20 protein-coding genes and 2 pseudogenes are annotated in these 18,261 nt (G+C 52.4%); 15 read left to right on the top strand and 7 right to left on the bottom strand.

Annotated features, from left to right (window positions below; genetic code table 11):
- The 6 genes from I9184_RS11570 to I9184_RS11595 form a co-directional block, all read right to left on the bottom strand.
- Positions 1–645 carry a hypothetical protein gene (locus tag I9184_RS11570; RefSeq protein ID WP_209834433.1) on the bottom strand — a complete coding sequence of 215 codons (645 nt, stop codon included), beginning with the start codon at positions 643–645 and terminating at the stop codon, positions 1–3.
- Between the two features lie 120 nt (positions 646–765).
- A complete protein-coding gene (locus I9184_RS11575; RefSeq protein ID WP_171638323.1) occupies positions 766–993 on the bottom strand; it encodes a hypothetical protein in 228 nt (75 codons plus the stop codon).
- Between the two features lie 348 nt (positions 994–1,341).
- Positions 1,342–1,956, bottom strand: a complete 615-nt coding sequence (locus I9184_RS11580; RefSeq protein WP_209834435.1) for a hypothetical protein — start codon at positions 1,954–1,956, stop codon at positions 1,342–1,344.
- A 55-nt stretch (positions 1,957–2,011) separates the two neighbouring features.
- The gene (locus tag I9184_RS11585) at positions 2,012–2,311 is read right to left on the bottom strand and encodes a hypothetical protein (protein ID WP_113790468.1); all 300 of its coding nucleotides are present in this window, start codon (positions 2,309–2,311) and stop codon (positions 2,012–2,014) included.
- Between the two features lie 35 nt (positions 2,312–2,346).
- Positions 2,347–2,652 carry a hypothetical protein gene (locus tag I9184_RS11590; RefSeq protein WP_171638328.1) on the bottom strand — a complete coding sequence of 102 codons (306 nt, stop codon included), beginning with the start codon at positions 2,650–2,652 and terminating at the stop codon, positions 2,347–2,349.
- A 22-nt stretch (positions 2,653–2,674) separates the two neighbouring features.
- A complete protein-coding gene (locus I9184_RS11595) occupies positions 2,675–2,974 on the bottom strand; it encodes a hypothetical protein (RefSeq protein ID WP_171638330.1) in 300 nt (99 codons plus the stop codon).
- A 568-nt stretch (positions 2,975–3,542) separates the two neighbouring features.
- Between I9184_RS11595 and I9184_RS11600 the strand changes: the two genes are divergently transcribed.
- The 5 genes from I9184_RS11600 (at position 3,543) to I9184_RS11620 (ending at position 7,649) form a co-directional block, all read left to right on the top strand.
- Positions 3,543–4,058, top strand: a complete 516-nt coding sequence (locus tag I9184_RS11600) for a DUF805 domain-containing protein (RefSeq protein WP_171638331.1) — start codon at positions 3,543–3,545, stop codon at positions 4,056–4,058.
- A gap of 72 nt (positions 4,059–4,130) precedes the next feature.
- Complete coding sequence (locus tag I9184_RS11605; protein WP_209834437.1) at positions 4,131–4,901, top strand: hypothetical protein; 771 nt, start codon at positions 4,131–4,133, stop codon at positions 4,899–4,901.
- Complete coding sequence (locus tag I9184_RS11610; protein ID WP_209834438.1) at positions 4,885–5,421, top strand: hypothetical protein; 537 nt, start codon at positions 4,885–4,887, stop codon at positions 5,419–5,421. Before I9184_RS11605 ends, I9184_RS11610 begins: the two co-directional genes overlap by 17 nt.
- A gap of 279 nt (positions 5,422–5,700) precedes the next feature.
- Positions 5,701–6,420, top strand: coding sequence for a TetR/AcrR family transcriptional regulator (locus tag I9184_RS11615; RefSeq protein WP_245218089.1), 720 nt, complete (start codon positions 5,701–5,703; stop codon positions 6,418–6,420).
- Positions 6,421–6,542: 122 nt separating this feature from the next.
- Positions 6,543–7,649 (top strand): alkene reductase, encoded by a 1,107-nt coding sequence (locus tag I9184_RS11620; protein WP_209834440.1) that lies wholly within the window; start codon positions 6,543–6,545, stop codon positions 7,647–7,649.
- Positions 7,650–8,414: 765 nt separating this feature from the next.
- Here I9184_RS11620 and I9184_RS11625 read toward each other — a convergent pair.
- Positions 8,415–9,749: a hypothetical protein gene (locus tag I9184_RS11625; RefSeq protein WP_209834442.1), complete on the bottom strand. Its 1,335-nt coding sequence runs from the start codon at positions 9,747–9,749 to the stop codon at positions 8,415–8,417.
- Positions 9,750–9,848: 99 nt separating this feature from the next.
- On the opposite strand from I9184_RS11625, the gene I9184_RS11630 reads away from it, so the two are divergent.
- The 10 genes and pseudogenes from I9184_RS11630 (at position 9,849) to I9184_RS11675 (ending at position 18,253) form a co-directional block, all read left to right on the top strand.
- Positions 9,849–10,067, top strand: a complete 219-nt coding sequence (locus I9184_RS11630; protein ID WP_171638341.1) for a hypothetical protein — start codon at positions 9,849–9,851, stop codon at positions 10,065–10,067.
- A gap of 25 nt (positions 10,068–10,092) precedes the next feature.
- Complete coding sequence (gntH, locus tag I9184_RS11635; protein WP_209834444.1) at positions 10,093–11,559, top strand: guanitoxin biosynthesis MBL fold metallo-hydrolase GntH; 1,467 nt, start codon at positions 10,093–10,095, stop codon at positions 11,557–11,559.
- 14 nt (positions 11,560–11,573) lie between these two features.
- On the top strand, positions 11,574–12,554 hold the full coding sequence (locus tag I9184_RS11640; RefSeq protein ID WP_171723854.1) for a GTP-binding protein: 981 nt from the start codon (positions 11,574–11,576) through the stop codon (positions 12,552–12,554).
- A gap of 165 nt (positions 12,555–12,719) precedes the next feature.
- On the top strand, positions 12,720–13,517 hold the full coding sequence (locus tag I9184_RS20925) for a transporter (RefSeq protein ID WP_245218090.1): 798 nt from the start codon (positions 12,720–12,722) through the stop codon (positions 13,515–13,517).
- 132 nt (positions 13,518–13,649) lie between these two features.
- On the top strand, positions 13,650–14,627 hold the full coding sequence (locus I9184_RS11650; protein WP_209834446.1) for a hypothetical protein: 978 nt from the start codon (positions 13,650–13,652) through the stop codon (positions 14,625–14,627).
- Between the two features lie 3 nt (positions 14,628–14,630).
- Positions 14,631–14,747: pseudogene (locus I9184_RS11655) on the top strand (IS5/IS1182 family transposase); the annotation flags it as partial.
- A 165-nt stretch (positions 14,748–14,912) separates the two neighbouring features.
- Entirely contained in the window at positions 14,913–15,326 is a 414-nt protein-coding gene (locus I9184_RS11660) for a DUF2141 domain-containing protein (protein WP_209834448.1), read from the top strand.
- Positions 15,327–15,330: 4 nt separating this feature from the next.
- Entirely contained in the window at positions 15,331–15,921 is a 591-nt protein-coding gene (locus I9184_RS11665; protein WP_171723851.1) for a TetR/AcrR family transcriptional regulator, read from the top strand.
- A gap of 489 nt (positions 15,922–16,410) precedes the next feature.
- Positions 16,411–16,914: pseudogene (locus I9184_RS11670) on the top strand (DUF1501 domain-containing protein); the annotation flags it as partial.
- Between the two features lie 439 nt (positions 16,915–17,353).
- Positions 17,354–18,253 (top strand): sterol desaturase family protein, encoded by a 900-nt coding sequence (locus tag I9184_RS11675; RefSeq protein ID WP_209834449.1) that lies wholly within the window; start codon positions 17,354–17,356, stop codon positions 18,251–18,253.
- Positions 18,254–18,261 lie beyond the last annotated feature (8 nt).

The following is an 18,261-nucleotide window of genomic DNA, read 5'->3' on the forward strand; positions in this document are numbered from 1 at the left end:
TCATTTGGGGCAAATCGCGGCCTGTTGTTCGCCGGAGATCTTCAAACTGGGGTCGACACTGAAGTTAGAGAACTTCGAGTCAATCCACTGGTCACACCCGCCTGAACATGGGGCCCCGTTTCGGGCATCATTCCAATATTCCTTGGCCCTTTCTTCCGTCCATCCGCAAAACTGAACAAGCGCCATTGCCGACAATGCACCAGAGGAATGAACGCCCCACATGCAGTGCACCAGGACAGGACCCTTTCCAGGGTCCTCAATCACCTCGTGTATGGCGGCCATGACAGTGCCGGGTCGGGACGATCTGGTGTTCTGATAGTCAAAGGATCCGTTTCCGCAACTGGTGCGGCCGTATTCGGTGTTCTTGCCGAAGTCCGCATAAAACCCGGCCGAAAACCCTTCATCGCACAGTGTTTCGCGCTGAGCGTTGCTCAAGCCCGTTCGACCCTTGTCGCCGCCCTTGAAGCCAGAGCGATACAAAACTCCGCTTAGGACTGGGCGAAAGAAAGCGACGCCATCGACGCCTCCGTCGCTGCCCTTTGAGAGCATCTGGCTGTTGCTTGGGCCACCGTTTCGACTGGTGACGTCAGAATTCGCCGCAGTTGCCAGAACACCGATGAATATGAGGGACGTCAAAAACCGCATGCCAGTTCCTTTCTATTCTTAAGCGCTATATGCTCAAACTCTTCCCACTTGGTAATCTATTGGAGCGGCTCATTCTCAGCAGCCGTATCAAGTGCGCGATAGACTTTCCGAACTGAAGCTTTAGATTGGCCACACCAGATTGATGATAAAGACGACCACGAAGTAGGCCAGAAATACTTTCCAGTTCAATTGGTCTTTGTTTTCTTCGTTTATCACGCCGGCCAATTTCAAGGCCAGGTTTGTTACAATTAGAGCGACGATGGTAACCGCCGCATGTGCCAAGTCGAAATGCAAACTGAAGCTCCCTTTTGCAGATGTTTGATTGATGAAAAATGTGTCAGCAGTCACTTGATGGCAGCATAGTTACATCTGAGTACCTTCCCTCAGATGTCGTGATCCGAGCACATGCACCAGTATCTCTGTTAAACCAGTACGAGGTCAGCCCTTCGCTGCGGATGAGTTCAAATCCGAGACTTTGGATGCCCATTTCAGCTTGGCCCGCTCTTGCCCCTTCAAATGACGAAAGATCGCTAGAGCTGCCCACAGTTGGTGCACTTGCATCCACTGATCCAACACTGTCGTCGCATGCTGCAAGCGCAGTAATACACGCCGTGCCGATCACCAATAGGACCTTGGGTTTCATCTGTTTTTCCCTCGCTTGTTTGGACTTGCGTTCCAGGGTTTCTGATTGATCACCTATTCAATTCCGAAAATGACGTTGTAGTCGACAGAAGAGTTGCTGCGATTGATAACCTCCACAACATGATCACCGGATTGCCAAAGCTGTCCTCGATACTCTTTGTCCGCCGACATCAATCCTAACAATTCAGATCCATCAGGGTTACGAATAACATAGTCCAAGGAGCCATTTCGCGGCGCAACTCGGACGTAAAGAAACTGTTCGTTCTTTGCACCGAGAACATATTGCTGCGACGCTCCGGGCGCGAGTTCACCAACTAGTTCGGCGCCGGTGGAATCAGCATCGAATTTGACACGTTGGCTAATGGTAGAACCGGCGGCGCCTGCCACTGCTCCACCGCCATCATCCATCGCTTCGACAACCGACATCTCGCCGATGCTTCCATCCTTGTAAGCGATGCAGCGCCAAAGTGTTCCACCTGCATCACGCAGCATAACGAGCGTACCAGCTTCCGAGAACTGAGAGCTTTCAATCGTTCCGGATTGACCGTCTGGTCCACCAACCAGCCGCAAATGGTCGATACACGCGTCGTCGGCTTCTGACATTGCAAAAGCAGCTGTGCTCGCGATTGCGAACATGGGTGTGAGGAGTTTGAGTAAAACGAGTTTCATCAGATGGTTCCCTGTTGGCTTGTCCTTGAAGTTTTGTTCCGTACAAAGCGGAACCTCACTTTGCTTCTCGTAACTTTGACAGAAATTCATCGCATGCCTGTGCGCTGCCGACGATCTCATCTGTCGTTTCAATTCCTTGCAGAGATGCCATCTCGGAATTTACGCGATTGAGGATTTGATCCGCTTGCTCGGCGGTGATCAGGTTCTCGGCTTGTGCTCCTTTCAATGTGGTGCAAACACCGGCGGACAAGCCTGTCGCAACGCCGACCCCCATTGCGGCCCCGCCACCCAAGGTCATCGCTCCAACCACGCCGAGGACGAGCCCGATCACAATTCCCAAGATTACTTTTCCCATGTTTTCCTCCTTTTGGGTGAGACAGAGCTCCGCCTTCACTTCTGGCGCAAACTGCGTACCCATCTGCAAATCAAGACCAGCGCTAACAGGTTGAGCACCGGTACAATCGCCGCAAACCACGGTTTGGCTGACTCTGAGACCAAATCCACTAGAATTATCCAAGGCAATCCCAACGGCAAAAGGAACACCCCGGACAAGGGATCTCGTTCCTGTCCCAACCAGCCAAATGTGCCGGTCAAGAATGCAATCAACGCCAACAGGTACAGGATCGAGAATACGATGATGGTGGTTCTACAAACCAAGTCGAGCCTCAGCAGATCAAGCCAGTGCTGCGCAGCCATTATTGGCCACGCATCAGACTGCTCACAATGCGCCTTCGTCGCCCAAGAACTCGATACCAGCCGTCGCGCCATCACTGTAGGCAATACAATTCCACGGAGCCCGATCCTCTCCAACGCCGACGGTGACCTGTGTTCCAGCTTCGCTGAATGCGGATGAGAGCACCACGACTTGCGAATTGTTCGTTGTTTTGGCCACATCTCGCAAACACGCCTGCTGAGCGGGTGTGAGTTCGGCGGGCGCACTGGATGTACCCGTGTCCTCACAGGCCGCAAGCAGTGTGAAACAAGTTGCGCCCGCAATCATCACTATCTTGTTGGTCATTTTCTTCTCCCTCTGAGTCTGTTGAAATTAACGAAGTTGGATACGCTTGTTTGAGGATCTCGCGTTTGGGCAGCCGACAGAACATACCTCGATCCTGTGACGACCTTTTCCAAAACTTGCTGCGGGGGGGCTTGGCGGGCAGATCACTATTACGTTGACTGCCAAGACCTCCAACAACGTGGGATGGCCGAATGATGTCACTAGCAAATGCTAGAGCAAACTCTGGAAAGAGGGCGAGTACGTTAAGTCTAAGCATCGCGCCCTCCCAACGACTGATCCGTGTAAAATGCCTTCCGACCGCCAGCACTCACACCAGCAGTCGGAAGGGCCCGACAAATCGGGCGACAGCGACAACAACGGAGGTAAAATGAAAGCTGTGTCGAATTCGCATGTTTGAATCTATTTTCTAATAAATCAATGTTTTTTCCGCGCGTAAAATTCATTACGCTCTCGTGCGATAGGCTTCTGCTTTCAAACAAAGGTAAGAAGGAGCATCCGTAGGGGCGAGTTCGCTCTCCTAAGCGGCGCAGCGTTTAAGGCCGCACAGAAGTTAAGAATGGAGTGAAATATGGGATTTAGCGAAGCCGTTAAAACGTGTTTCTCGAAATACTTTCAGTTCTCCGGTCGGGCTTTACGCTCAGAATACTGGTGGTTCTTCTTGTTCGTGGTTCTCGCGAGCGCTGCTTTAGCTGTGCTGGATACGATCATATTCGGGACCAACCCCGAAACAGGGCAGGGATCTCGGGTTCTGTCCTCTGTTTTCCAACTGGCTGTTCTCATACCCATGCTGGCCGCCGGTTGGCGGAGGCTGCATGATACAGGACGACCTGGCTGGTATTTGCTGCTGCCGATGGCGCTCAGCATTACAACGCTTTTTGTTATGCTGGGCGGCGTGGCGTTCTTCTCGGTATTGGAGCAAGGGACGGAAAACCCCGATGCATTACGAGGACCCGCGGCAGTCCTGGGCGTGACCGGTATTGTTGTTGTCTCAATTCTTCAATTCATTCTGTCCATCCTGATGATCTGGTGGCTGACGCGACCTTCCCAAGAAGGCGCAAACGAATACGGCGCACCTGTTTCCTAACCTTGTTGCCCGGGTAACGGACCGGAAACTTTGGCTGAATGACAGTACGAACCACACCCCTGGAGAGAGAAAATGAGGTTCAAAACGATTTCCATTGGAATGCTACTGATGGCAATGGCGACCACCGCATCGGCGGAGTGGTCGTTCAACTCTGGGCCTAATCCCAACGCATTTATTCAGACCGGAAACATGACGCTGGAGCTTCAGTGTGACCGTATCCGCTTTGCTCCGGCTGGATATGAGGACAGCCAGGACATTGTGGAGAAGCAGGGGCTTTCCATTCGGTTTTTAAAGAATGGCACCACCGAAGTTGGGGCATTTCAGGTTGGCGCAGAAAACGCGGCTTTGCAGATCGTCGACAATTATCCTGTCGAGGTCAGTTTCAATAGTCAGCAGGATTATGGTTTTGTATTGGACCAGCTTGCAGCCAATGCATCGGTTAACCTGTCTGTGATTGATCAAGATATCAGCTATGGAATCTTTGACCTGAAAGGTTCCGGCGCGGCAATTCGGTCCCTTCGTTCCGCCTGCGATTCAGGAGCTAGCCAAGGGGCCTCCTACGAACCCCCAGAAGGCATCGTCTATTGTGGTGGCGGAGCGGTAGAGCGTGTCATCGAACCGGTAATTTTGGACAACCCGGACGGAGAATGGGACGCGCGAGTAACGGTCAACGGCGCGTCGATCAGAGCCATGACGGCCTATAGTTACTTCGGAAACTATGAGCCGCCGGCCGGATTTGTCGTCGCCCTGCTTGGGGAAGACATGTCCGAGTTTCTGATTTTTAGCGAAGGCTCGTCAAACTGGCTGGAATACGGGGACTACAGGTATGATCAATGCAACTGAAGCCACCTTCCAACCGGCTTCCCAATTGGCAAACTACTTGAAACGTTTGGTATCTGCGATCCTGCTTGGTTCGGGCCTGGTTTGGACCTCACCAGTTGTCGCGGCTGACGTTTCGCAACTTCCAACCGGTTTGCGAGCAAAGGTTGATCTGGCGGCACGAGCCTGCGCGGAGTTCAACAACGGTCAGTTTGGCTTAGATTGGGGCGCGGTCGAAAGGGTCGATCTCAACGGAGATCTACAACGCGACTGGGTTTTGAATGAGTCTGGTTTTGCGTGTTCGAGCGCCGCATCTCTTTACTGCGGAACTGGCGGATGCATGTCGCACTTTTGGGTTAGCGAAGAGGTGCACTCCTTGCTCAACCAAGGCTGGACGGTCGTTGATTTTGGGCGTCGACGCGTTGTCGTAGCGGATATTCATGGATCCAATTGCGACGGAATAAACCCAACGCCATGCGTCAGCGCTAGTGTTTGGGATGGCGAAGCCGACACTTGGCGCTCATCTGCTGGCGATTGGGAGTAAGCTGCATTTGGGCACCGCAGATAAGCCTGACGGCCTGTTTATTCGATGAGTTCTCTGTGGCACGCAATGAGGTCATTGGCCATGGATCTACCGAACCAATCTCTGGTTTGTGAGTGATCAACATCAACGCATTGGACAAAGCCACCAGTCACTCTGTCCAGTGTTGGAAACTAGTACCGAGCGTGGGCTCTCTTTTCGACGATCACGATCCTCTTCGTCTGACACTCCCGCAAAAAGACAAACAGTCCTGATCCCAAGATTAGCGTGACACCAAGCGGGATGGGAAGGTTCTGTTTTTCTACCGACCTAAATTCCTTTCTCTGGTCACAATACGGACTGACCATTCCAAAAATTTCCTACCGCCACCTTGATTTTCTGGATCAATCATTCCAAATCATGCGCATGAGCAAAAAAACTCTACCCAATGGCGACATCAAATCATCCGCAGGTCCAGGCAGACCTCGTGCCTTTGACGAAGCTGAGGCTTTGGAAAAAGCCTTGTGCGTATTTTGGCACAAGGGCTACGAGACCGCGTCCGTGGACGATTTGACCAAGGCCATGGGTTTGAGCCGGTCCAGCTTCTATGGAACGTTCGTCAACAAGCAGACTTTATTTCACAAAGCTCTCAGGCACTATTCAAGGCGTGGTTTGAAAAATCTGCGTGACGTTGCAGATGCGAGCGGAAATGACCCCGTTGGTGCGATAATGGAAGCTTTAGCGAACCCACAAGGTGGTCGTGACGGCTGCATGCTGATCAATTGCCTTACGGAGCTTGCTCCTCATGATGATGAAGTGGCGGCTCTCGGGCGACAGCATTTGGAGAGTATTGACGAGATTATTGCGAGAGCGCTTGAGCCTTCAGATCCGGGTGTGGCTCTCGACAAGGCGCGCGCCTATGCCTCCCTTGCAATTGGCACGCTAGCCTTGCGCAAGGCGGGCGTTCCCGATGAGCAGATATCGCAAACCCTGAAACAAGCCCGGTTGGTGATTTCGCCATAAGGCCCCCCGCCACCATAAGGAAATGAAACCTAACACAAACTCAAACAAGAGACAGTGATCCTATTATTGGACCGATTGGTCCAGTAATATCTGAACGAAGTTTACCAAAGAAGGAAGCAGCAATGGCTGATGAAAAACTGTTCTCCGGCATCAAAGCTGGTGCAATCGAGCTGAAAAACCGCATTGTCATGGCGCCATTGACCCGCAACCGGGCAAGAGCCGAGGATGACAGTGTCCATGAATTGCAGGCCAAGTACTACGCCCAGCGGGCGGGTGCAGGTCTGATCATAACGGAGGCTTCGCAAATCTCGCCCCAAGGCAAGGGCTATGCCTGGACGCCCGGCATTTATTCCGAAGCGCAGATCGACGGCTGGAAAAAAGTGACTGAGGCCGTCCATGCCAAGGACGGGAAGATTGTAATCCAGCTTTGGCATGTGGGCCGGATTTCGCATTACAGCTTGCAGCAGGATGGTGGCGCCCCTGTGGCACCATCCGCAATTGGAGCCAAGGCCAAGACGTTTGATGGTGAGCAGTTTGTTGAAACATCTGAACCGCGGGCTCTGGCCATCGAAGAAATTGCTGGCATCGTTGCGGACTACCGGAGGGCTGCGGAAAACGCCAAAGAGGCCGGTTTCGACGGTGTCGAGGTCCACGCAGCCAACGGATACCTTATCGATCAATTCCTGCGGGACGAATCCAACAAGCGCGAAGACGAATACGGCGGTCCTGTCGAGAATAGAGCGCGGTTCCTGAAAGAGGTCATGGACGTGGTTGTCGATGTCTGGGGCGCCAACCGCGTTGGTGTCCGCCTCAGCCCATTCTCGGACGCCAACAACATCTCCGACAGCGACCCACAGGCGACATTCACCCATGCGGTCAAATTGCTGAATGGCTATGGGCTGGCCTATCTCCATCTCGTGGAGGGACAGACCGGCGGCCTGCGCGATATTCCGGAAGGTGGCGATCTGAAGGCGCTCTATGAATTGTTTGACGGTGCGAAAATCGGCAACAACGCTTATGACCGCGAAATGGCGGTTGAAGCGGTTGAAACCGGAGCCGTCGATCTGGTGGCCTTTGGTCGGCCGTTTATTTCCAACCCGGATCTTGTCAACCGGCTGGAGAAAGACGCCGCGCTGAATGAGCTCGATCCAACCACTCTCTACGGCGGCACTGAAAAAGGGTACACCGATTACCCGGCACTGGAAGAGGAAGCGGTTGCCGCAGGGTGATACATCGCTCTTAACTCCGTAGTGACAAACAAAACCAAGCAAAGTGAGCGCGTCGGTTTGAACGCGCTCACCTAGCAGTTACGGAAATGCCCATTCTTGAAGCGAGGATCTATCACTAGCCAGCGAATTAACTGCTTCCCTATGATCAGGGTTGAATATTTCCAATCAGAATGCACTCTTGATTGAAAGGCGCCCGGTTTTAGTTGAAGAAGATGTGCGGTGACTACTTTCAATTTAGCGCGTTTCTTGAACCGCGCAAACTTATGGGCAAATCGTGCAAACTTATGCGCAAATGCCGCGCAAAATTATGGGCGAACACAGCCGAATTTCCTGAATGAAATCAACGATAGTAATGCATCGTTATGAGAACACCTACATCATGTGTAGGTTTGCGAATAACACTTCGCGCACCCCATAAGTTTGCGTAGTTTGCCCATAGTATTGCGCGGCACGATTGTCTGCCTTAACGATGAATTCAATCAGTTTTTGGCTCAGTCGTTGCGGTTATGGTCCTTTGCGTTGCTCGATCACGCAAAGGGCCTTCCTAAGGAACCTTGGGTTCCATGCGGCCTTTTTGCTTGGATTCTCGCGAACGTCTGCAATGCGTAGAATGCGGGCTTTGCAAATCTGCAAAGCCCATCCTCAATCGACAGACGGCGTGGTCTGGCTCTATCACCGATTTTATCAACGCCGTGTGATTTAAAAGCGGAATTATATGAATAGAATTTGACGCTCGTTTCTAGGCAATAGGCGCGATACGTTTCGTCAGTATCTACTCAGCGTCTCCAGTATTATGTTCCGCGTATTGACGTCGTTGTGGAAAATCCTGCCGGCGAGAAACTCGGACGGAAACTCAGGCCATGTCCTGCGCATTTCAGTGACGAGCCGTCGTGCTTCTTCTGAATTTCCCAACTGATCATACGCAACGGCTTGGAATAAGAGCGAAGGCGCGCTGACTGGCGCTCCGGCAGCTGGCGCTCCCTGAAAGGCTTCAACAACACTTTCGTAGTTCCCGAGCATTAGTTGTGAAACGCCCCAGATGTTTCTCGCACCAAACCTACCAGATCCTGATTTGGGTCTCTCTGGGTTGCTAACCTCGGCAGCAAGTTCCGGGGCGTTAGCCAAGATGGCGGTCATACCTGCAACGTCGAGAATATGGCCATCCTTCGGCGCCAGTTCGACGGACATTCTAGCGTATTTCAATGCCTCGTTTGGCTGGTTTTTGACAGCCAGCACCCAACCATTTGCGCCGTTTGCCCACGCATCAGAGGGGGACAATTCAAGCGCTTTTCCAGACATTTCCGAGGCTTGATTGAAGAGATCATCCCTTTGTGCTTCATCCGGCGACAACACCGCCAGGATCGCCAAGACCTGCGCTGATCCGGCATAGCCGTCGGACAGACCCGGGTCGAGTTCCCTAGCGTACTGGAACATTCCCAGCGCTATTTGCTGACGCTTGACATCAAAAACGGGGAAAAACATGCCGCGGGCTTGATCCGCAAGGTTGACCGCCTGGAGTCGTGTCAATGATTGTTCACCAAGCGCCACACGTTCTGCTTGTTCGATGGATCGAGTTGTTGGCACAACCTCCCTGCTATCCTGGCTCATCCAGATGCCAAGCACAGCGACCAATGCAAGAACACCCAGTCCTGCATGCAGCAGTTGCCGCGAACGCCAACGGCCAACTGGATTGTCGCTCTTCAGTTCACTTGATGTGCGGTCTTCGATTGTAGGTTCGAATGAAAACCGCGGCTTGTATCCGCCGGGGTCAACAAAAATGCGAACTCCATTGCCGTCCCAGTGATCTTCGTAGAACTGATGCAAAAGACGACGCAGCCGCCTTGCCTCAACGCGAACCAGGTTTTGACCACCAGTACCATCTATGCGCCGCCCATAGACCTCAACAGCGATAGCTTTGCCTCTAATCTGATTGCTTCGACCAGATAGAGATTCCTCGACTATATAGGTGAGAAATTGCGTGAGTCGTGGTGAAGCTTGAAACCCGTCGCTTGATACGATTCGGCTCAGAGCTTCCCGAATGAGTTCCGGAGAAGGCTGCCCAACATGTTGATTTATTGTTAAATCGTTGGATTTGTTCAATGTCAACTCACCCCCAACTCACGGTGACTCACTTGGCCTTTGCGGTCAACCGCACTCATCTTGATTTGAGAATAGATAGTGGGTGTCGGGACTTTTCCAGTGACGGTCGACCTGATTGAAGAAATTCCAGAACTTTCTGATGTGCTGTCGGGGCGTATCGGAACGGATGCGCTACTCGGCGAGGTCATCGAAGACCTGAAGAAAGCATCTGCGTTTTCGAAAGACGCATCGATCTCGGCCTTAGAGCGCGCCGAATGGGCCCACATCAAATCTGAACTCATCAACGAGCTTCGCCGGATGTTGAAGCGCAACCTTTGAGATACTTCCAACTGAGGACCAATCCATGACCAAGGAAGACAATAGAAAAGACCAGGACGACAAACAGGTTCGGGCATCAGATCAAATTGAAGACCCGTCGCGGCGGAGTGTTCTTAAGGGCTTGGCAACTGGAGCGGCTGCGACAGGGGCAGCTGGGTTTGCGGCAGGAAGTGCCGAGGCCCACGAAGGAGGCGGTCCACTGGGAGAAACACTCAAGAACCCATATGGTGGTCGACCCGCAGGCGGCATCTCTTTGCCAGAGTACTTCCGCCCTACGAAGTACATGACTGGTTCAAATGCGAACTATTTTCCGCTTAGTGAGGAGTTGGGGCCAGATGAGATGCGCATCTCATTCTGCGGCTCAACACCATATCCGCCGCGCGAAGATCAGGCGGGTACTTGTATCATGGTGGAGTTGGGGAATGGAAAACGGTTCTTCTTCGACTTTGGGTCCGGTTGTGTCCGCAACATCATTGCGATGCAAGTGCCTGGGCAGTTGATCAACGATATCTTCATCTCTCATTTGCATGTCGATCACTACGCCGACATTCCTTATATCTATCCGTTCCGGGCTTGGTCTGGAGGGTATACACCATTGCGCATCCATGGTCCCTCTGGTCGGACACCCGAACTTGGCACAGCTGGAATGGTCAAAGGCATGCAACAGATGCTCAAATGGCATCTGGAGGCCTTTGATGTGTTCCCGATTGGGGACGGCTATGAGATCGAGGTCAACGAGTTCGATTTCCGCCAAGAAGGTGGCATCGTTTATGACCAAGACGGTGTGACTGTTCGGTCCTGGCCGCGCAGTCATGCCAAGGACGGCGCAGTTGGTTATCGGCTCGATTGGAACGGTCTGAGCTTTGTATGGACCGGCGATGGACGCCCGGATGAGCTTTCACGGAAATACGGCGAAGGCGTTGATGTCTTTGTAACCGAAATGTCGGGACAGGATATTGGTCAGTTGATGACTTACAAATACGGTATCCCACAGGATCTCTTTAATTACACTATCGATACGCATCACACCTCCCACTATGCCGTGGGTAAGCTCTTTGCTGACACAAGGCCGCGTTTGGGAATGGTGACACACTATACCCAGGACGAAGACATTGACGCTGAAATGCTGGCTGGTATTCGCGCTCACTACGACGGTCTGTTCCAATGGGGTCTCGATGTAGCCGTTGTGAACGTGACCAAGGATGCAATCTGGTACAGGAAAGCTGCATTGCCCGGAAAATCCGGTACTGTGCCACCATTTCGTGAACTGGCTGCGGCAGCTGAGGCCGGGCGTATTGAGCTTCCGGATGAAATCACATTACCGAATCCGAGGCTCACCCGCGCAGATCAGCAAGACCAGAAGTACCGCGATATGGAGATCGATCCACGCGAATACTACCCAACTGACGTTTTCCGAGCACCCGGCGGAGATTGGCCGCAGAACTTTACCATTAAAGTTTCTGATATAATCGGCTCGCGTGATGAAGACTGAGAGGAGATCGAGCAATGATTGAATTTGGTTCGACTTCTGCGATCCCCGTAACGATCCTTACCGGCTTTCTTGGAGCCGGTAAGACTACACTTTTGAACCGGATCCTAACAGGCAATCACGGGTTGCGGGTTGCGGTTCTTGTAAATGACTTTGGATCCATAAACGTCGATGCAGACTTGGTGGTCGGCCTCGAAGATGACGTCATGAGCCTCGCGAATGGCTGCGTTTGCTGCTCGATCCGAGATGACCTGATCGAAACGGTGGAAGCCGTTCTCGCCCGGCCTGAGAAACCGGAATACATCGTCCTTGAAGCAAGCGGAGTGTCGGATCCGTCATCAATTGCGATGACATTTACCGATCAGAAGTTTCGGGACATGATCCGCTTGGACAGCCTTATGTGTCTGGTTGATGCGGAACAGCTTTTTGCTGCGCCGGAACAAATGGAACTGAAGCTCCGTCAAATCGCGTTCTCAGATATGGTTATTTTAAACAAAGTCGATCTTGTCGACAGGGCCGCTGTTCAAAGGGTACACGATTGGCTCGGGTCTCGCTTCCGTCGCTATCGTTTGGTCGAAGCTGTCAATGCGGACGTCCCACTGGATATACTTCTTTCAGTCGGTCGCTTTGCCGCCGAACAGCTACAAACAGAAATACCCGATCATCATGAACATGGCCCCGACTGCGGTTGCCGCCACGCTGATCATTCAGACAGCTTTTCAACAACTATGATGAAAGCTGAACACCCCATAAGCCTATCCTCTCTCCGCAGCGCTATTCGGAAGCTTCCCGGTGATGTCTATCGTCTCAAGGGTTTTGTCTTCAGTGAGGAGGATCCGGATCATCGCATTCTTGTTCAGGTCGTTGGAAAACGTATGGACATAGCACGGGATGGAACATGGGGTGACCGCAAACCCGAAACAAGGCTTGTCGCGATAGGCGCACCGGGGGCCCTCTCCGAGGATGTGCTTTCGGATACGCTTATGGAGACAGTCTGAAAGCCATGTTCGATCAAGTATTTTGGCTATAAGTCAACCGTGCTGGATAATTTCATCCAGTTCGGCGGCGGCGGACTGTGAGTGGGCCATTGACGTCATTGCCAACCTGGCGATCTCAAGTGCAAGCCACCCATGAGAAAACGGCCAGCTAAGAGGAGACCGCCTATGAACCTCAGGTTGCTACGCTGCTCCATACTTGCCGGGATTGGTGCCCTTTCTGGTACTGCGTGGGCAGAGTCCCAGGAAGAAGAACTAGCAAAGCAACTTGCTAACCCAGTGGCCGCTCTCATTAGTGTACCATTCCAGCTGAATTATGATCAGAATTTGGGTGCCGACAGAAATGGTTCGCATTGGATATTAAACGTACAACCGGTTGTTCCCTTTGATCTTTCGGATGATTGGAACCTCATATCCCGAACAATTCTTCCAATTGCCTCCATAGACGGTGGCCTGCCGGGTTCTGGATCCGAGACTGGGCTAGGAGATACTGTTCAAAGCTTATTCCTTTCGCCCAAAAAACCAAGTGCGGGCGGTTGGATCTGGGGGGCTGGCCCCGTTTTTCTGCTGCCAACGTCGACAGATAACAGCTTAGGTCTCGGAGAGTGGGGTGCTGGAGTTACCGGCGTGGCACTCAAACAGCAGGGTCAGTGGACATATGGTGGCCTTACAAATCACATCTGGGACATTGATGGTGATACCGACATCAACCAGACGTTCTTACAGCCATTTATTTCCTACACAAATTCGAACGCGTGGACGTTCACATTAAACACTGAGTCCACCTACAACTGGGAAACCGATCAATGGTCTGTGCCAATCAACGGTGTTGTCACCAAAGTTACCCAACTCGAGGATCAACTTATCAGCGTAGGCGGGGGAGTACGCTACTGGGCCGACGGCCCAGATAGTGGACCTGACGGTTGGGGCGTAAGACTTGTAGCTACCTTGCTATTTCCCAAATAGTTGAGCCCTTCCTGAGAGAATACCGCTTACGGTTATCGCAGCGAGAACTTCTTTCAGGAATTTCTCTTAAGAAACAGGCAAACTTTCTGCCCGGCTTGCTTACTTTCGGACATTGAGACCAACCGAGACGGATTGGGAATTGGCGCAGCAAGCATCAATTGGACATTTAACCCGGTTCGAACCTGTCGATATCATAGCGTGCCTTTGGTTCGAGCGCGCAAGGCAACAAGCAATGGTGCGAAGATCGACACTTCGTACTTGAAACCTAACATTGGGGATCTTGAGGACATCTTGGCGCACTCAAAAACTCGAAGACCTTCTGAACTTCAAGGTTATGTGGAGAAACGGTTGGAAGGTCATATGGTATCGAGCTGGATGGATAGCCAGCCGATTGATCTGGCAAGCCGTTCTACCGAGATGCTTGGGGCATGCGTTGAGTTTGGGGCCCATGCCGCGCTTTCGAAGCTAAACGAAGACAAATGGGATCACGCCGCTAAGGTAGGTTACGAGTTCACATCGAGGGGCGAGGAGGGAAATCGAGAAGGCCTGAGATATCTATTGAATAGTTCTGAAAAAAGCCAAGCACAGTCCGGGCCGCAGGGAACATTCGGAAGACTTTTTCACTGGGTCCAGGCCGACCGCGGTGTTAAACACATCGGCCCTTTCAAAGAGGTATTTCGAGAGTTCATTTTAGACAACGTCCGGGTAGAGCCGGGTACTTTGCTATTTGGCTCAGTAGTAGATCAGGCAAGGGTGCACTCAGTAGCGTCGCTCGCCAGGAAGTATGCGCTGCATCCGAAAACAGTTAGGAGTGCTTTGACAAAATCCGGACTACTTCGCGGCTCAAACGACCACGATTCAATGCGTCAAACCGCTCGCGTCCAGCAAGCTGAGAAATTGATCAAAAAATTGGTCCGAGCTGTGCCTGTATCTAGAATCCCGGACTACATCGACTGCACGAGGGCGCAGGCGCAGCACCTGTTGAAAGCAGGGATTCTTAAGCCGGTTGTAGATGATGAAAAGAAATTTAGCGGTCGCCACAAGCGCCGTTACAAACGACGCAATCGCCCCTCTCGTGACATTGCTGTGCAATGCACTGCCGGGCAGTGATACGAGATCATGTTCGGACGCCTGAAGGATTGGCGGCGTGTGGCAACCCGATATGACAGATGCCCAAAGGTATTCCTTTTGGCCATCGCTCTAGCAGCTACCGTGCTGTTCTGGCTGTAATTCAATGAGTCTGGAGCCTAGTTCGTGTGTGGGAGAGTGTGGAAACCAACGTTCTTATGACCGATTTGAACGTTCAGGGGTTTGGGATTGCAGTTTGCTGTCGCATTTGAGAATTAATCGTGCTTCACCTATGTTCGCTTACACTTGGCAGCTTTCGGTGATCTGATGCGATTTTTGAGATACACGGCGATGACAGCCTTTTTAGCCATTGCAAACAGCTCTTTTGCTCAACCCTCCAATAACGCACCATTTCTGACTACTGTTGAAGGCCTTCGAAACGGAAATGGAGTAATCATCGTAGCCGGCTTCAATAAAGCTGACGCATTTGAGGCAATGGACGTAACCAATGCGGCAGCGATGGCACAGATACCGGCGTCCGGCTCAAAGACCGCCTTCACGTTTCATTATTTACCCCTGGGAGACTACGCTTTTGTCGCTCTTTACGATGAGGACATGGATGGTGACCTGGACATGAAGGTCCAGGTCCCGACCGAGGGCCTGCCTCCAGAATTCAAGGATGTTGCTGTCTTAGCCGGTGGAACCGCTCAGTCGTCATTGCGGCTGAAATATTGGGATTAGAACAATGGGACGCCCTTCAAATCGCGATGAGCGCTATGGTCAGGTCATGGAGGCGTTTGTGCGCTGTGTCGCACGGATGGGCCTGGATAGTGCCACCTTGAGTGCGATTGCAAAAGAGGCGGGGTTGACCCGCCCACTGATCCGTCACCACCTTGGCAACCGGGATGAGATGATCGTGGCCTTGCAGGATTACGTGTTGGACCAGTTCAACAGTGCTGCGAACGAATTGGTTGCCGCATTGCCGGATTCAGAGCCCGCGCATGCCTTGGTGAACTACCTATTCTCCGATCAGTCAGATTCGTCACCCGATCTGGTTCTGGCATTTGCGGCTCTTACGGCTCGGGCCAAAGAGGATGGTGAACTCAGAATAAACTGCCGGGCTTCGATCCTTGGATTTGAAGCGCAGGTTACTGAGGTTTTGCAGCGGAACTATCCCGGGGCTTCAGAGGTCAACACCCAGCGCGCAGCGCATGGCATAGTGGCGCTTTACTTCAACACGGCATCGCTTGCTGCCTTGGAGATGCCGGCAGAGTGGGTGAACCAGTCGAAGGCGATGGCAATTTCGCTATGTGAAAATCTGGCAGACCCCGCATAAAACGCAGCCATTCCGCAAACTACATTGTGTTCGCCCTGCTGATGACCTCGATTCTCCTGGGCTATCAATTTCTTTGGGGTCTGTTGTTTCTATATTGGAGCGTCCTTGGCATATCGTCTGGACAAGCTTTCTTGTTGACCGATGTCTGCATGGCAACTGAGCCGGTCCTGTTCTGGTGTATCCAGATCGCCAGGGTTGTGCTGGGTTTTTTCATGCTGCCGGGCGACTTCTTTCCATCGGTGGCTTAACTTTTCCAGAAGAGGAATGCACCCAATGGCAAACATGCTTTACCCCACTCAATGATCTGCTGAATGACAGTTTCAATCGTATGATGTCAGCCGATCAGTCCGGAGATCCCTTCAGGGAAACCTACCTGCGCCTGACGCGAAACGCCCAGGCCCAGCACGAGACTTTCGCTGCCGCCACCAAGGGCATTGAGGCCCCGGGCAGGTTCCCTGAAACTGACCTCGCACAGCAACTCAAGATGGTGGCCGCACCATCGCCGCCTCTGATCGTCTCGGGCTGGAGCAGCAGACTTTTTTTGTGCGCTACATCGGCTGGGACCATCATGATGAGTTGCTTGAAACCCATGCCAGCATGCTTGCCGTGTTGTCCCAAGCTCTGGGCGCCTTCCAGTCCGCGCTCGAAGACATGGGGCTGGCGGACAGGGTTGTCACCTTTACCGGTTCCGATTTTGGCCGCACGCTCACATCGAATGGCAACGGATCGGACCACGGTTGGGGCGGCAATACCTTGGTGATGGGGGATCCCATTGTCGGTGGCCGAATTTTCGGTGACTACCCTGTCCTGGGGTTGGGCGATGACAACCCGCTGGATGTGGGTGACGGCGTGCTGATCCCAACGACTTCTACCGATCAGCTCTATGCAGACCTTTCTCGTTGGTTTGGTGTTCAGGATGCGGCCCTAACTGAGATACTCCCCAATCTACGGCGTTTTGCGGCTCCGGGCGAACGACTTGGGTTGATTGGGTAACACCATACTTTCAAGCGGTGATCGCATGAAATGCCCCGCAATGATCGTGGCATTCGTTTGACCGCAGGCGGCCAAGTGTAAACACTTGAATGCTTGCTCGCTATTGGTTCTGAAGGCGTCGGCTCCCACGATCGAGACAACAACTTCGTCCAGATGCCATTCGTCATCGAGATTGCCATCCGACCGGGGATGGTTCGTTCTGGTGAACCCCCGTCCGAAGTTTCCGGCCCGGGCTGTATTATATATTGCGAAACGACGATGCTGTGCTCGGGAAGAAGATCTGAGCTCGAGAGCGGCCAAACCCTTTTCTTTATTAAGCAGCGTTTTCCTGCGGTGAATGCGTTTTTAAACCAGAGCTTCATTTGTCGAGCGGTCTACTTGACATGGGTCTGAAATCCATTACTTGTCACAAAAGACAACTTATTAGGAGGCGATGAGAATGGAACTCCTCAACACGTACATTAGCGACTTTCAGCTCAACTATTGGGAGACAATGATCGACGAGTGGTTTTTCGTCTTTGCAATAGGTTTCCTGATCTTTGAGCTTGTACGCTACGCCATAGGGAAAAAGCTTAGCTTCGAGATGGTTGGGGACACGGTCACCAACTTCATCACTCTTGGCTTTTTCATTGCGATTACCTTTGTGCTGATGGCCGGCTTTTATGTCGGAGCGTATGTCTGGGCGTCGCAATATGCTGTGTTCGACATTCCCACGACATGGGCGTCGTTCCTGATTGTGCTGGTTCTTGCGGACCTTGCCTATTACTGGGAACACCGAATCCTGCACCGGATCAATATTCTGTGGGCCACCCATTCGGTGCATCACAGTTCACCTTTCTTCAACATCTCGGTGGCTTACAGGCATGGTCCGCTGGATGGCTTCTGGCCCGTCTTCTTCCACCTGCCGTTGGTTCTTCTCGGCTTCAATCCCTTCGTTGTTTTGATTGCGGAACTTCTGGTGCAGCTCTACCAGACGGCGCTGCACACCGAGGTGGTTCGCAAGCTTTGGAAGCCCATTGAGTACATCATGAACACGCCGTCGCATCACCGTGTGCACCATGGGTCAAACCGCAAGTACCTGGACAAGAATTATGGCGGGATCTTCATCATCTGGGACCGTATGTTTGGCACATTCGAAGAGGAGAACGAGGAAGTCACCTATGGTCTGGTTACGCCCATCAATTCGGTGAATCCGTTTGTGGCGTTTTTCCACGGCTTTACCCGTGTCTTTCGCGATGCGTGGCATATGCCGGGTTTCCGGAACAAGCTGGCGGTTCTGTTCCGTCCGCCCGGCTGGCAGCCCAAGAAACAAGACGCCAAAACTTCGAACCACTCTTAAGGCGAGGA

Source organism: Ruegeria sp. HKCCE3926, assembly GCF_017872515.1.
In the GTDB taxonomy this organism is placed as follows: Bacteria; Pseudomonadota; Alphaproteobacteria; order Rhodobacterales; family Rhodobacteraceae; genus Ruegeria.

Bases quoted from the DNA above. Each gene is read 5' to 3' on its own strand.
- I9184_RS11595 (WP_171638330.1), bottom strand. From the start codon at position 2,974: ATGACCAACAAGATAGTGATGATTGCGGGCGCAACTTGTTTCACACTG.
- I9184_RS11675 (WP_209834449.1), top strand. From the start codon at position 17,354: ATGGAACTCCTCAACACGTACATTAGCGACTTTCAGCTCAACTATTGG.
- I9184_RS11590 (WP_171638328.1), bottom strand. From the start codon at position 2,652: ATGGCTGCGCAGCACTGGCTTGATCTGCTGAGGCTCGACTTGGTTTGT.
- I9184_RS11585 (WP_113790468.1), bottom strand. From the start codon at position 2,311: ATGGGAAAAGTAATCTTGGGAATTGTGATCGGGCTCGTCCTCGGCGTG.
- I9184_RS11605 (WP_209834437.1), top strand. From the start codon at position 4,131: ATGAGGTTCAAAACGATTTCCATTGGAATGCTACTGATGGCAATGGCG.
- I9184_RS11570 (WP_209834433.1), bottom strand. From the start codon at position 645: ATGCGGTTTTTGACGTCCCTCATATTCATCGGTGTTCTGGCAACTGCG.
- I9184_RS11665 (WP_171723851.1), top strand. From the start codon at position 15,331: ATGGGACGCCCTTCAAATCGCGATGAGCGCTATGGTCAGGTCATGGAG.
- I9184_RS11600 (WP_171638331.1), top strand. From the start codon at position 3,543: ATGGGATTTAGCGAAGCCGTTAAAACGTGTTTCTCGAAATACTTTCAG.
- I9184_RS11610 (WP_209834438.1), top strand. From the start codon at position 4,885: ATGATCAATGCAACTGAAGCCACCTTCCAACCGGCTTCCCAATTGGCA.
- I9184_RS11660 (WP_209834448.1), top strand. From the start codon at position 14,913: ATGCGATTTTTGAGATACACGGCGATGACAGCCTTTTTAGCCATTGCA.
- gntH (WP_209834444.1), top strand. From the start codon at position 10,093: ATGACCAAGGAAGACAATAGAAAAGACCAGGACGACAAACAGGTTCGG.
- I9184_RS11640 (WP_171723854.1), top strand. From the start codon at position 11,574: ATGATTGAATTTGGTTCGACTTCTGCGATCCCCGTAACGATCCTTACC.
- I9184_RS11580 (WP_209834435.1), bottom strand. From the start codon at position 1,956: ATGAAACTCGTTTTACTCAAACTCCTCACACCCATGTTCGCAATCGCG.
- I9184_RS11615 (WP_245218089.1), top strand. From the start codon at position 5,701: ATGGGAAGGTTCTGTTTTTCTACCGACCTAAATTCCTTTCTCTGGTCA.
- I9184_RS20925 (WP_245218090.1), top strand. From the start codon at position 12,720: ATGAACCTCAGGTTGCTACGCTGCTCCATACTTGCCGGGATTGGTGCC.
- I9184_RS11620 (WP_209834440.1), top strand. From the start codon at position 6,543: ATGGCTGATGAAAAACTGTTCTCCGGCATCAAAGCTGGTGCAATCGAG.